The following is a 12594-nucleotide window of genomic DNA, read 5'->3' on the forward strand; positions in this document are numbered from 1 at the left end:
GGGTCTGGGTTTTTTCTTCTTTTCTGGTTCCACCCCCCCCCCACCTCCCCCCCCCGCCCCCCCCCGCCGCGATGACCCAGCCGGATCCTCCGCCGGGCGCGTCGGCTGTCGAGGCTCGCGAGAGCGCCGACAGTCTCGCTGTCGGCGACGCCGTCACCGGACCGTCGGCCGACGACGGCCAGGAGACGGCACCCGACGGAGGGCAGGACGAGTTCGAGGGCCCGCGCCGGCGGGCCCGGCGGGAACGGGCCGAGCGCCGCGCCGCGCAGGCGCGTGCCACCGTCATCGAGGAGGCGCGCCGCGAGGCCAAGCGCCGCGCCGGCGGGCGCGCACCAGCCCAGCCCAAACCCGTGGCCCGGGGTGTCGTCCAGGGCCTGAAAATGCTGCTTGCCACGGTCGTGCTGGTAGTTGTCGGGATCGGGCTGGGGTTGGTGCTGTATTTCACGCCAGCGATGTCGGCCCGTGACATCGTGGTCAGTGGAACCGGGGCAGTCACCCGCGAAGAGGTCCTGGCGGTGGCGCGGGTGCGGCCAGGAACGCCGCTGCTGCAGATCAACACCAAGCAGGTCGCCGACCGGGTGGCCACGATCCGGCGGGTGGCCAGCGCCCGCGTGCAGCGGCACTATCCCTCGGCGCTGCGGATCACGATCGTCGAGCGGGTTCCGGTGACCGTCGTGGACTTCCCGGACGGTCCGCACCTGTTCGACCGCGACGGCGTCGACTTCGCCACCGCGCCGCCGCCACCCGCGCTGCCCTACCTCGACGTCGCCAGCCCCGGGCCGGGCGACCCGGCGACCAAGGCCGCGCTGCAGGTGTTGACCGCGCTGAGCCCGGATGTGGTGGCCCAGGTCAGCCGCGTCGCGGTCCCCTCGGTGTCCTCGATCACGCTGACGCTGGGCGACGGCCGGGTGGTGATCTGGGGGACCACCGACCGTACCGGGGAGAAGGCCGAAAAGCTCGCCGCGCTGCTGACCCAGCCGGGGCGGATCTACGACGTGTCCAGCCCGGACCTGCCGACCGTCAAGTAGCGCCGTGGCGAATACGGCCCCGGCGGCACGCATTCCCGGGAGAAAAAAACCGTGTCGCGCGTCGGCGCGCCTGCGGGGTTAGCGGGCGTCGTACCCATACCGTTCTGTTTGCGCGGGACTACCTGACATAACTCTAAGCCTGAAGTAGAGGTTAAGGGTTTGCCAGGCGGGCGCCCCGCCACAATCCGGAGCAGCCTACGGGGAGACCCCCGGCCGGGACACCAGCCCATCAGGGAGGAAAACGAATGATGACCCCCCCGCACAACTACCTCGCCGTCATCAAGGTCGTGGGTATCGGTGGCGGCGGTGTCAACGCCGTCAACCGGATGATCGAACAGGGTCTCAAGGGCGTGGAGTTCATCGCGATCAACACCGACGCGCAGGCGTTGTTGATGAGCGACGCCGACGTCAAACTCGACGTGGGCCGCGACTCGACGCGTGGGCTCGGCGCCGGTGCCGATCCCGAAGTCGGCCGGAAGGCCGCCGACGACGCCAAGGACGAGATCGAAGAACTGCTGCGCGGGGCGGACATGGTGTTCGTCACCGCCGGCGAAGGGGGCGGGACCGGCACCGGTGGCGCCCCCGTTGTCGCCAGCATTGCCCGCAAACTGGGCGCGTTGACCGTCGGGGTTGTCACCCGGCCGTTCTCTTTCGAGGGCAAGCGGCGCAGCAATCAGGCCGAGAACGGCATCAGCGCGCTGCGCGAGAGCTGTGACACCCTCATCGTGATCCCCAACGACCGACTGCTGCAGATGGGCGACGCCGCCGTCTCGCTGATGGACGCCTTCCGCAGCGCCGACGAGGTGCTGCTCAACGGCGTGCAGGGCATCACCGACCTGATCACCACGCCTGGCCTGATCAATGTCGACTTCGCCGATGTCAAGGGCATCATGTCCGGCGCGGGTACCGCGCTGATGGGCATCGGCTCGGCCCGCGGTGAGGGCCGCTCGCTCAAGGCCGCCGAAATCGCCATCAACTCGCCCCTGCTGGAGGCCTCGATGGAGGGCGCCCAGGGCGTGCTGATGTCGATCGCCGGCGGAAGCGACCTGGGCCTGTTCGAGATCAACGAGGCGGCGTCGTTGGTGCAGGACGCCGCACACCAGGACGCCAACATCATCTTCGGCACCGTGATCGACGACTCGCTCGGCGACGAGGTGCGGGTCACGGTGATCGCCGCCGGCTTCGACGCCGCCGGACCGGGCCGCAGGCAGGTTGTGGGTGACGCCGCCGACGGCAGCGCCGCGGCCGGTGGCGGCGGGTCCCACCGGATCGAGTCGGCGAAGGCGGGCAAGCTCAGCTCGACGCTGTTCGAGCCGGTCGACGCGGTCAGCGTGCCGCTCCACACCAACGGGTCGACACTGAACATCGGCGGCGACGACGACGACGTCGACGTGCCGCCCTTCATGCGCCGCTGAAGCCGTGGAGGTCACAATGCGGTCCCGACCTCCACAGACAATGGTGTCGGGGTCGCTTGGCGGCCAACGTCTTCCGGATACTGGTGGAGTGAGCCTTCGGATCCGGCGACTGACGACCACCCGCGCCGGCGGTGTGTCCAAGCCGCCGTTCGACACCTTCAACCTCGGCGACCACGTCGGCGACGACCCGGATGCCGTCGCGGCCAACCGGACCCGCCTGGCCGCGGCCACCGGCCTCGGTGCCGACCGGCTGGTGTGGATGGACCAGGTACACGGTGACCGCGTCGAGGTCGTCGACGGACCGCGTGACGCCGCCGTCGGCGAGACCGACGCGTTGGTGACCGGCACGACCCGGCTGGCACTGGCGGTGGTGACGGCCGACTGCGTGCCGGTGCTGCTGGCGGACGCGCGTGCCGGCGTGATCGCGGCAGTCCATGCCGGTCGGGCGGGCGCGCAGCGCGGTGTCGTGAACCGCGCCGTGGCGGCCATGCAGCGCCTGGGCGCGCGCCCCCCCGACATCTCGGCGCTGCTGGGCCCGGCGGTCAGCGGGGCCAACTACGAAGTGCCCGCCGCGATGGCCGACGAGGTCGATGCGGCGCTCCCGGGCAGCCGCACCACCACCTCGGCCGGAACTCCGGGGCTCGACCTGCGCGCCGGGATCGTGCGCCGGCTTCGTGACCTGGGCGTCACGTCGATCGACGTCGACCCGCGCTGCACTGTGGCCGACCCGATGTTGTTCAGCCACCGCCGGGATGCGCCGACGGGCCGGCTGGCGTCACTGGTCTGGATGGAATGACTGCCGTGGCGGGGGACATGACGGTACCGGGCTACGGCGGCGCCCGCGAAGCGGATTTGACGCACGCTCTGGCCGCCGTGCGGTCGCGGCTCGCGGCGGCGGCCGACGCGGCGGGCCGCAACATCGCCGACATCGAACTTCTCCCGATCACCAAGTTCTTTCCCGCCACCGACGTCGCGATCCTGGCCCGCCTGGGCTGCCGGGCCGTCGGCGAGTCGCGGGAACAGGAGGCTTCGGCAAAGGTGGCCGAACTCGCCCGGCTCGCGGTCCTCTCGCCGCGCGCGGTGTTGCCGCCCATCAACTGGCACATGGTGGGCCAGATCCAGCGCAACAAGGCCCGATCGGTGGCCCAGTGGGCGCACACCGCGCATTCGATCGACAGCGCGCGGCTGGTGACCGCCCTCGACCGGGCGGTCACCAGGGCGCTGGCGGACGGGGGTCGGCAGCAGCCGCTACGCGTCTACGTCCAGGTCAGCCTCGACGGGGACGTGTCGCGCGGCGGCGTCGACATCGGTACCCCTGCAGCGGTGGACGAGCTGTGCGCGCAGGTCGCCGGCGCCGAATCCCTGGAACTGGTCGGGCTGATGGCCGTCCCGCCGCTGACCTGGGAACCCGAGGCGGCTTTCGATCGGCTCCAGGCGCAACATCGGCGCGTTCTACAGTCGCATCCCGAAGCGGTCGGGCTGTCGGCCGGAATGTCGGCCGACTTCGAAATCGCCGTCAAACATGGTTCGACGTGTGTGCGTGTCGGTACCGCGCTATTGGGTCCACGGCCGCTACCGTCACCCTGAGTAGTCACTGTCGTCACATCTTCATCACAGACAACACCATTGCGAGAACCTTCCCAGGGCTAGAAGGGGTCACCACGATGAGCACACTGCATAAGGTCAAGGCCTATTTCGGCATGGCCCCGATGGAGGATTACGACGACGAGTACTACGACGACCGTGCGCCCTCCCGCGGTTTCCCGCGCCCGCGCTTCGACGACGGGTACGGCCGCTATGAGGGGCGCGACTACGAAGATCTCCGGGACCCGCGCGGCGAGCCGGCCGACTATGCGCCACCCGGGTATCGCGGCGGGTATGCGGAGGAGGCCCGATACGGTTCGGTGCACCCCCGCGAGTACGAGCGTCCCGACGTGCCCCGGCAACAACGCTTCGGTTCGTGGCTGCGCAACTCCACCCGAGGAGCGCTGGCGATGGACCCGCGCCGGATGGCGATGCTGTTCGACGAGGGCAGTCCGATGTCGAAGATCACCACGCTGCGTCCCAAGGACTACAGCGAGGCCCGGACCATCGGCGAGCGGTTCCGCGATGGCACCCCGGTGATCATGGATCTGGTCTCGATGGACAACGCCGACGCCAAACGGCTGGTCGATTTCGCGGCCGGCCTGGCGTTCGCGCTGCGCGGCTCGTTCGACAAGGTCGCGACCAAAGTGTTCCTGCTGTCACCCGCCGACGTCGACGTGACGCCCGAGGAGCGCCGGCGGATCGCCGAGACCGGCTTCTACGCCTACCAGTAGCGCCGGCCGCGGCGTGGTGCGGCCGGGTCGCGCAGCCCGCCAGGACGGACCGCGCTCGACTCAGATGTGTTCCCGCGGCCGCAGTCGGTACGCTGACGTTGACCGTCAAGTGTGCGGCACTTGACATCTCATCGGTAAGGTCGGGTCTTTCGTTGGTTCTGTTCTTTCAGATTCTCGGGTTCGCGCTGTTCATCTTCTGGCTGCTGCTCATCGCCAGGGTGGTCGTCGAGTTCATCCGCTCGTTCAGCCGTGATTGGCATCCCACCGGCGTCACCGTGGTGATCCTGGAGATCATCATGTCGATCACCGATCCGCCGGTGAAACTACTGCGCAGGCTGATACCGCAGCTCACCATCGGCGCGGTGCGATTCGACCTGTCCATCATGGTGCTGCTGCTCGTCGCCTTCATCGGGATGCAACTGGCGTTCGGCGCGGCCGCGTCAGCAACGCTCCCCTAGTGGCCGAATCGGCGCTCGAATCCGGGTTCCGGACGGGCGACGGTTCGGCGACGCTTTAGCCTCGATTCGGCGCCGGCAATTTCAAATTTCCCCGGGTTGGGATTTCATTGGCGTCAATGTCAGAAATCCGTTCCAGTTTATTGGCCGAATCGGCAACGTTCGGTTCTGGTGTGACAGGATGGGCGGCAGTTGCACGACGGGTAGCACTCCGTTCTACACTTTCCAGAACGTTTGACAGGTACTTGAGGGGACGAAACAATGCCGCTGACACCAGCCGACGTCCACAATGTGGCGTTCAGTAAGCCACCCATCGGCAAGCGGGGCTACAACGAAGACGAGGTGGACGCCTTCCTCGACCTCGTGGAAGGCGAGCTGACACGGCTCATCGAAGAGAATTCCGATTTGCGCCAGCGGATCGAGGAACTCGATCAGGAGCTCGCCTCCGGTGGCGGCGCCGGAACAGCGGTGGCGTCCCAGCCCACTCAGGCGATTCCCGTCGCCGAGCCCGAACCCGAGCCGGCCAAGCCGGTGCCTGTCGTGGCCGCTGCGCCCGCGGAATCGGGTGGCAGCAACGAGGAGCAGGCCATGAAGGCCGCCCGCGTGCTGGCCTTGGCGCAGGACACCGCCGACCGGCTCACCGGCACGGCCAAGGCCGAATCGGAGAAAATGCTCACCGATGCGCGCGCCAACGCCGACCAGATCCTCGCCGAGGCCCGCAACACCGCCGAGACCACCGTCGCCGATGCCCGGCAACGCGCCGAGGCGATGCTGTCCGACGCCCAGACCCGCTCGGAGGCGCAGCTGCGCCAGGCCCAGGAGAAAGCCGACGCGCTGCAGGCCGACGCCGAGCGTAAACACTCCGAGATCATGGGAACCATCAACCAGCAGCGCACGGTGCTGGAAGGCCGTCTGGAACAGCTGCGCACCTTCGAACGCGAGTACCGCACGCGGCTCAAGACCTATCTGGAATCTCAGCTCGAGGAGCTCGGCCAGCGCGGATCTGCGGCCCCCGTCGACTCCAGCGCCGACTCCGGCGGGTTTGACCAGTTCAACCGGGGCAAAAACTAGCGGACCCGCACGGTTGGCGCACTCGAGCCAACCTGTACCTGAAACGTCCCCTCGTCAGCTGGAGGATGACCGATGCTGATCATCGCGTTGGTGTTGGCCCTCGTCGGGCTGGTCGCGTTGGTGTTCGCGGTCGTGACCAGCAACGAGCTGGTGGCGTGGGTGTGCATCGGCGCCAGTGTCCTGGGCGTGGTGCTGCTGATCGTCGACGCGCTGCGGGAACGCCAGCAGCGTGCTGCCGGCGACGAGGAGGGCGACGAGCCTGCCGCGAACGAAGAGGGCGAGTACGTCGACTACCCGGAGGAAGGTGCGGACGAACGGCCTGCCACTGCGGGTGCCGCCGATGCCAACGTCACGGAGTCGTTCGAGGAAGCCGGCACCGACGCATCCGTAGCCACCGACGGCCGCGGCGACGAGCCGGCACCGTAGCCACCGCGGGCCTCAACCGGGCGGTGCGCCGAGAAGTTCGCGGACCCGTTTATCGCCACGATCGTCTGTGCTCCGCCCAGTGCGCACCCGCGGCCCGTGGGTCGACCGTTCGGGATGGTGCCCGAAGGGCACTTGGCCGCTTGCGACACGGGTCGTGACGTGGCGAATCGGTACGTGACCGTCGTCCATGCCGGGCTGACCCGCTCTGATGTCGGGCGGTCGGGCTAGGGGTCGAGTTGGGCGGGGGCGACTCGGCACCCGGCGGCTTGGGCTCCGGTGTGCAGGCGTCGGTCCCACACGGCGACGATCAGGCCGGGTTCACCGACAGCCAACGCGCTGGCCAGATGAACTGCGTCGGCTCCGCGCAGGGCATGGGCTCGGGCGAGGCGGCCGGCGTGCTGTTGAACCGTCGCGGTGAGTTCGACTGGGCGCGTGGCGGCCCAGAAGTCCTCCCAGTCACGCTCGGTTTCGGCGAGCTCGGATTCGGTTAGGTCGTGATTGCGGGCCGCTGCAGCGAGTGCGGCGCGGACTTCGGGGTAGGCCAGGCGGCTGGACAAGGCGGCGTCGCAGCCGTCCCAGAGCGCGGACGCCAGCGCGCTCCCTGTCTCGGTGGTGAGAAGTTTGACGAAGGCGCTGGCGTCGAAGTAGACCAGCGGCACCGGTCAGCGCCGCTGGTCACTGACCCGGTCAGACACCGGCCGTCGCGGTCGGGGCCCGGACCGACCCGCAGCGACGGGCCGCTGCGCGGTGGCCTTGCCAATCACGCCTGCGGCCGTGAGACGCTCCAAGGTGCCTGCGCTGTCCAGCGCAGCCAGTCGCGCGACGGGAATCCCACGGTCGGTGATGACGACCTCACCACCAGCCCGCGCTCGATCGAGCCAATCGCTGAGATGCGCGCGCAACTCGGTCACGGATACATCCACACCTTGAACTGTACACTCATTGAGCCGTGATTTGTACATGTCACTACTGAGTGTGGTGCCGTTCCCGCCGTACGACAGATTTAGGACACAAACGCGATGCCCTGTCGATATCAGCAAACGCAAAAGGTCGGCTCTGATCGAGCTCAGAGTGAGTTTTCTATGTTTTTAACGAACAAGTTGTGTCCGAGGGGGGAGTTGTCCACCTGCGACACGAGTTGAGACCTTCCAACTCGGTCGTTGACGGAACGGTCGATGGCCATCGTAATCAGCTTGAGCTGCATGTATTGCGTAAATGCGTCCTCTGGTCGACTATATATGTGTGAGTGAGATGACGGCTGTGGCAGGTGCGGAGATCCTGGGGGTTTCGGCGCGGCAGGTCGCGCGGCTTGCCCGTGCGGGGGAGTTGACGGTGACGCGGACGGTTGGGGGTGCGTTGTTGTTGGATGGCGCGTCGGTGTATCGGCTGGCAAACCAGGTCCGCCACAATGGGCGCCCATGGACGCCGGCCACGGCGTGGGCGGCGCTCGCGTTGCTCTCCGGCGAGCGTGTGGATTGGCTGGACGCCTCGGCGTTGTCGCGGCTGCGGCATCGGCTGCGGGCCGGCGGCGCGTCGCAGTTGTGTTGGATGACGCGTCGCCGCGCGTCGGTGCTTCGGATGCGTGGGTGGGGCACCGATACCGGGCTGCTGGCCTCGGGAGTCAGTGCATTGCACGATGAGGCGATGTCGCAGCTGTTCGATCTCACGGCTGTCGATGGGCGAGTCGAGGGTTATGTTCGTGCTCGCGATTTGGCCGGCGTGGTCCGCGCGGCCGGGCTTGTCGATGACGTGGGGGGTGACGTGATCGTGCGGGTGGTGCCTGAGGATGCCGGCTACGCGGTCGACCACATCGTAACGGCCGCGGTGGCGGTCGACTTGGCCGAGTCGCTGGACACCCGTGAGTCTGCTGCGGGGATCGGTGTCCTGGAGGATCTGCTCGACCGGTTTCGTTCCGGTGACACCGGCCGGCGCGTGTCGGGACGACGGGACCGATGAGTCCGCAGGCCGAGAATCGACCGCTCTGGCAGGTGGATGCCCCGGCGGGCGGATGGCCATCGCCGTGGCCGCAGCTCGTCGAGATCGCCCACGCCGTCCCCTGCACGCAGTGGACGCTGGTGGGTGGATTGATGGTGCAGCTGCATGCCGTGCGGGCGGGGTTGCCGCTGACCCGCGCCACGCGTGATGTGGACATGATCCTGCACATCGAGACCGGAGCGGCGACATTTGGTGGTGTCCGGCGTGAGTTGGAACGCCTCGGATATCGCCTGCGTGAACCCGTCGGCAGCGGGCCGGTACACCGTTTCGTCCGTGGTGCTGGCGACGGCGAGACGGTCGATGTCATGGTGGCTGATCGCCTTCCGCTCAAGCTTCATCCGAAGGTGTTGCAGCGGAAGGTGTTTGCCGTCCCGGGTGGGACTTCGGCGCTGCGCAAGACGGTCAACTGTGAGGTGACTGCCGGCGCGGGCGCCGTGACGCTCAGCATTCCTGACGTGCTGGGCGCGTTGGTGCTCAAAGGCGCCGCCTACCTGGATGACTCCCGTGATCGCGGTCGCCATCTCGATGACGCGGCAGTGCTGGCCTGCGCAGTGACCGATCCGGTTGGTGATCGCGCTCGGATGATTGGCAGCGACCGCAAACGTATCGCCGCGCTGTGGACGATGCTCAGTGATCTTGGCCATCGATCGTGGATAGCTACGGGGACAAACTCACGACGAGGGCACGCAGCACTGCGAGTCCTGAGCGGCGCCTGACGATCCTGGGTGTTATCAGTGCTTCGAGTGTCCTAGCTGTCTGGAGGAGCTCCTCCCGACAAATCGCTGAGTTGGTTGTATCGCGCAAGTACGTGCTCCAGCGCGGATTGGAGACGATCGCGATGTGCGGGCAGCGTAGGGATCACCCGGTGGAGTTCTCGGCCAACTTTCTTCAAGGCTTCGTGCATGGATAGAAGTACGTAGTTGGCGTGCACGCTGGTGGAGACGAGAGCGTCAGTCGCGGCTAGCGCATTGTCGATATCGTCAGTATGGAGTTGGCACACGATCATCAACGCGTCGAGGAGCACGCCGTTTTCGATTGACTCATTGGCTTCCCGCCATGGGAGTACGTGACGAAGGAGTTCGTCAAACTGCTCCGCTTCGTAGAGACGATTCGCGAGATTGTTCTGTATCGCACCGCCAGGATTCGCAGAGGGGTCACTGTCCGCGATGCCGGCGAGTTCGGTCCGCGCTCCGGCTAATAGCGGCGAATTGCGGTGCAGATCGGTGCGATTGAGGTAGCTGAGGGTCTCGGCGGCGATTACGTAGCCGAACCTGCGTTTCGACTCGTCCGCGCTGGCTGTAGCTTCGCGAACCGCGACCAGGAGTGGGTTCACGAGTGTGGAGACCATCTCCGGGGCTGCCTCGCCGATGGATAGATCGCCGATCATGTTGCTGAGAATCTTGGCTCGGATGAGTCGCGCATGTTGCTCATGCAGCCACGGCGCCAGGTCCTGTGTTGCGGCATGACCGAGTTCAAGTGCCTGCTGCAGCCTGCCACGACTCGCTGCGCACGTGCTGAGCTCGGCGCGCAGAAGTGCCTTTGCGTAGGTGAATACACGGAGACTCTGCCTCGACATCGATGACATCGGCTCGTTCTCCGCGATGAGCGCCAGAAGATCATCGGCGTGGACGCGAAGCTGTTCGACTGCGAAGAATTCGCCTTGGTCGCGCAACTTTCCCAGCCACCCGACAAGGAAGTACATGAATACGGTGCACTGCGACTCTAGATAGTCGTGGGGTACAGCGGCCAAGTATGACCGGCGGAGAATGTCGTGTACGAGGGGATGGACCGCAACCGTCTCACTGACGGGTGTGCGGTTACCTTCCCCGTCGTTCACAACTCGCTGAGCGATGGACTGCGTGCGCAACGCCGACAGAACTCCCCGACGAACAGCTTGATCTACCTCGGTTGGTACCGGGAGGTTCGCAAGATCGACGTAGACTGATTCGTCTGTCGCCTGCAGAATGAAGTTGAGTGGCAACAGTTCTGGTGCAAGCAGACAGCCGATCTCCACGACGGCCCGCGCCGACCTGCCGTACACCTGCCCGGTTCGCGTGCCTTTTGCCAAGCTGCGGGAGGCATGCTGGATAGCTGCAAACGCCGTCGACGGGAAGCCGGGCGGTATCGATGCATCGTCGGCGAGCGCTTCCAAATCGCTGAAGTACTGCAAAGCCAACTCGTCGAGTTGACCCTCAGTGTTCTTGAAGTAGATCGCAGACATGCTCACAGCCAAGGGCACCAGACCCAAACGGACAACAATCTCGCGGATCGAATCGCGGGCACGGTCGAGATCTGCGGGCCCGATATCCGCATACGCTGCAAAGCAATCGATGGCTTCATCTTCGGTGAACTCAGCCACTTCGATAACCGGAGCAGTTGGCCACCAGTTGAGACTGTTATTGGATGCGACGATAATCGAGCCGTAACCTCGCGACGGGATGTATTCCTCGATATCCGTGCGGTTTTGGAGTCCATCGAAGATGAGCAACCAAGGGCCCGGGTGGCGGCCGAGGATGCCGGCGAACACCGGCCCGATTGTCGTGCCAGCTGGGACGGTCTCGTTCAATTGCTCAATCAGATTGCGGATCTGCGGTTCGATGAAGTCAACGTCGCGACAGTCGATCCAACATATGAACGCGTACGAGATGGCTTCAATATGGCAATAGTCCGATGCAAGAACGGTTTTCCCGTTTCCTGTCCGGCCCGCTAACACCACGCGAGAAGGAGTCGACACTTCCTTCGTAAGGTCGAGATGGCTTTGAATCTCATTGAGGTAGCCCAGCCTGGGAACGGTCGACAGATAGTTGGGGATGTTGGTAATCGGTAAGCCCCAATCAAATCCGCCGGCGACTTGCGCGATCGCTGGGTCCGGCATGACGAGCTTGTCGAGGAGATCGAGGGCGGAAATTCTGCTTGGTTCTGTCCCCGCCGCAGCGCTGAAGATGAAGTCGACAAGGATCGAGACCAGCAGCTGGCAGGTGACGGTGCCTGGCGAGCGTCCACGCTCCGCGCGGAAACCTTTGATCAACTCCGTGATTGAGTCGAACAACTCAGCCGTGCTTCGCGAGTCGAAGATGATGCGCGGTTCCGCGGCTCCAATAGGTGCCTGCGGGCCTGACGGCCAGGTGTACTCCGTCCGGCTCGCATAGGTCGTTTGCTCTATCGCCGCGTCGGCCAGGACGGGCGAGAGGGGCTTGTTCGTGAGCAGAATTCTTTCCTCAGCGGGGTGGATCACAAGTCGGTCGAAGACTTCTCCCGCAGCAGCCGGTTGCAGTGGGTGATCATCGGGCTCAGAGGACGACTTCACCTGCATGTTGTGCGATGGCTCGTCGTCAATCTCGACCGCGAAGTCGACTACGTCGTCGTCTTTGCCATCGTCCTTCCTATGCAGCGGCTCGATCACCAGCGTCGCGTGCGGTATGAGAGCGAGGTTATTTCGAAGAAAGCCCAAGACGTATTCGTCCGTTACGAGGTACTGGTACCTGAGACCGAAGGCTGCGATACCACCGCCGCCCAACGCGACCATTCTGCTCCCCGTCGTTGTCAGGTACTTGGTCGCCAGACTATCCACCACAGTCCGGCTGAACCTTGACGTCCGCCAGTATCACCAGGACGCGGCGCATTGAATCGCGGTGAGTCCGGAGACATGTCGAAGCAATTCACGGTCCTCTTGAATCCGTTACTAATCGGCAGGTCTCATCGCCTGCGACCTCGGTGGTCGCATTGGTGAGTTCTTCGCGGCGGTGCTTTCGCCGCCGGCGTTAGTTGTGGGGGTGAGTGTCGGTGGCGAGTGGACGTAAGCAATCACAAAAAATTCGCTCTGATGCAGTTCGGAGCCTATTTACGGACACTGCTAGCTAACAAATTGTGTCCGAGGGGGGACTTG

12 protein-coding genes and 2 pseudogenes are annotated in these 12594 nt (G+C 65.6%); 10 read left to right on the top strand and 4 right to left on the bottom strand.

Going from position 1 to position 12594, the window contains the following annotated elements; genetic code table 11:
• Window positions 1–71 precede the first annotated feature (71 nt).
• The 8 genes from AC2VOK_RS15615 to AC2VOK_RS15650 all read left to right on the top strand — a co-directional run bounded on the left by AC2VOK_RS15615 (window position 72) and on the right by AC2VOK_RS15650 (window position 6713).
• A complete protein-coding gene (locus AC2VOK_RS15615; RefSeq protein ID WP_428901299.1) occupies window positions 72–1028 on the top strand; it encodes a cell division protein FtsQ/DivIB in 957 nt (318 codons plus the stop codon).
• A 248-nt stretch (window positions 1029–1276) separates the two neighbouring features.
• On the top strand, window positions 1277–2443 hold the full coding sequence (gene ftsZ, locus AC2VOK_RS15620; RefSeq protein WP_428901307.1) for a cell division protein FtsZ: 1167 nt from the start codon (window positions 1277–1279) through the stop codon (window positions 2441–2443).
• Between the two features lie 88 nt (window positions 2444–2531).
• On the top strand, window positions 2532–3239 hold the full coding sequence (gene pgeF, locus AC2VOK_RS15625) for a peptidoglycan editing factor PgeF (RefSeq protein WP_428901300.1): 708 nt from the start codon (window positions 2532–2534) through the stop codon (window positions 3237–3239).
• Window positions 3236–4030, top strand: a complete 795-nt coding sequence (locus tag AC2VOK_RS15630; RefSeq protein WP_428901301.1) for a YggS family pyridoxal phosphate-dependent enzyme — start codon at window positions 3236–3238, stop codon at window positions 4028–4030. Before pgeF ends, AC2VOK_RS15630 begins: the two co-directional genes overlap by 4 nt.
• 77 nt (window positions 4031–4107) lie before the next feature.
• Window positions 4108–4761 carry a cell division protein SepF gene (locus tag AC2VOK_RS15635; RefSeq protein ID WP_428901302.1) on the top strand — a complete coding sequence of 218 codons (654 nt, stop codon included), beginning with the start codon at window positions 4108–4110 and terminating at the stop codon, window positions 4759–4761.
• Between the two features lie 152 nt (window positions 4762–4913).
• Window positions 4914–5219: a YggT family protein gene (locus AC2VOK_RS15640; protein ID WP_421528064.1), complete on the top strand. Its 306-nt coding sequence runs from the start codon at window positions 4914–4916 to the stop codon at window positions 5217–5219.
• Between the two features lie 258 nt (window positions 5220–5477).
• Window positions 5478–6287: a DivIVA-like cell division protein Wag31 gene (gene wag31 / locus AC2VOK_RS15645; RefSeq protein WP_428901303.1), complete on the top strand. Its 810-nt coding sequence runs from the start codon at window positions 5478–5480 to the stop codon at window positions 6285–6287.
• A gap of 72 nt (window positions 6288–6359) precedes the next feature.
• A complete protein-coding gene (locus AC2VOK_RS15650) occupies window positions 6360–6713 on the top strand; it encodes a hypothetical protein (protein ID WP_421528066.1) in 354 nt (117 codons plus the stop codon).
• 224 nt (window positions 6714–6937) lie between these two features.
• On the opposite strand, the gene AC2VOK_RS15655 is transcribed toward AC2VOK_RS15650, so the two are convergent.
• Together AC2VOK_RS15655 and AC2VOK_RS15660 are read right to left on the bottom strand one after the other, a co-directional pair.
• The gene (locus AC2VOK_RS15655) at window positions 6938–7372 is read right to left on the bottom strand and encodes a type II toxin-antitoxin system VapC family toxin (RefSeq protein WP_428901304.1); all 435 of its coding nucleotides are present in this window, start codon (window positions 7370–7372) and stop codon (window positions 6938–6940) included.
• A gap of 3 nt (window positions 7373–7375) precedes the next feature.
• Window positions 7376–7681, bottom strand: a pseudogene (locus AC2VOK_RS15660) (type II toxin-antitoxin system Phd/YefM family antitoxin); the annotation flags it as partial.
• A gap of 283 nt (window positions 7682–7964) precedes the next feature.
• On the opposite strand from AC2VOK_RS15660, the gene AC2VOK_RS15665 reads away from it, so the two are divergent.
• A complete protein-coding gene (locus AC2VOK_RS15665; protein ID WP_428901308.1) occupies window positions 7965–8669 on the top strand; it encodes a MerR family transcriptional regulator in 705 nt (234 codons plus the stop codon).
• A 290-nt stretch (window positions 8670–8959) separates the two neighbouring features.
• Here AC2VOK_RS15665 and AC2VOK_RS15670 read toward each other — a convergent pair.
• Window positions 8960–9046 (bottom strand): annotated as a pseudogene (locus AC2VOK_RS15670) (type II toxin-antitoxin system Phd/YefM family antitoxin); the annotation flags it as partial.
• Here AC2VOK_RS15670 and AC2VOK_RS15675 point away from each other — a divergent pair.
• Window positions 9014–9424 (top strand): hypothetical protein, encoded by a 411-nt coding sequence (locus tag AC2VOK_RS15675; RefSeq protein WP_428901305.1) that lies wholly within the window; start codon window positions 9014–9016, stop codon window positions 9422–9424. The pseudogene AC2VOK_RS15670 and the gene AC2VOK_RS15675 sit on opposite strands and share 33 nt — an antisense overlap.
• A 32-nt stretch (window positions 9425–9456) precedes the next feature.
• Here AC2VOK_RS15675 and AC2VOK_RS15680 read toward each other — a convergent pair whose 3' ends face one another.
• Complete coding sequence (locus AC2VOK_RS15680; protein ID WP_428901306.1) at window positions 9457–12282, bottom strand: hypothetical protein; 2826 nt, start codon at window positions 12280–12282, stop codon at window positions 9457–9459.
• Between the last annotated feature and the right edge of the window lie 312 nt (window positions 12283–12594).

The organism is Mycobacterium sp. TH-M116 (genome assembly GCF_057473685.1).

Coding starts and splice junctions, on each gene's coding strand:
- AC2VOK_RS15615 (WP_428901299.1), top strand. CDS start 72: ATGACCCAGCCGGATCCTCCGCCGGGCGCGTCGGCTGTCGAGGCTCGC.
- ftsZ (WP_428901307.1), top strand. CDS start 1,277: ATGACCCCCCCGCACAACTACCTCGCCGTCATCAAGGTCGTGGGTATC.
- AC2VOK_RS15630 (WP_428901301.1), top strand. CDS start 3,236: ATGACTGCCGTGGCGGGGGACATGACGGTACCGGGCTACGGCGGCGCC.
- AC2VOK_RS15635 (WP_428901302.1), top strand. CDS start 4,108: ATGAGCACACTGCATAAGGTCAAGGCCTATTTCGGCATGGCCCCGATG.
- wag31 (WP_428901303.1), top strand. CDS start 5,478: ATGCCGCTGACACCAGCCGACGTCCACAATGTGGCGTTCAGTAAGCCA.
- AC2VOK_RS15650 (WP_421528066.1), top strand. CDS start 6,360: ATGCTGATCATCGCGTTGGTGTTGGCCCTCGTCGGGCTGGTCGCGTTG.
- AC2VOK_RS15665 (WP_428901308.1), top strand. CDS start 7,965: ATGACGGCTGTGGCAGGTGCGGAGATCCTGGGGGTTTCGGCGCGGCAG.
- AC2VOK_RS15675 (WP_428901305.1), top strand. CDS start 9,014: ATGGTGGCTGATCGCCTTCCGCTCAAGCTTCATCCGAAGGTGTTGCAG.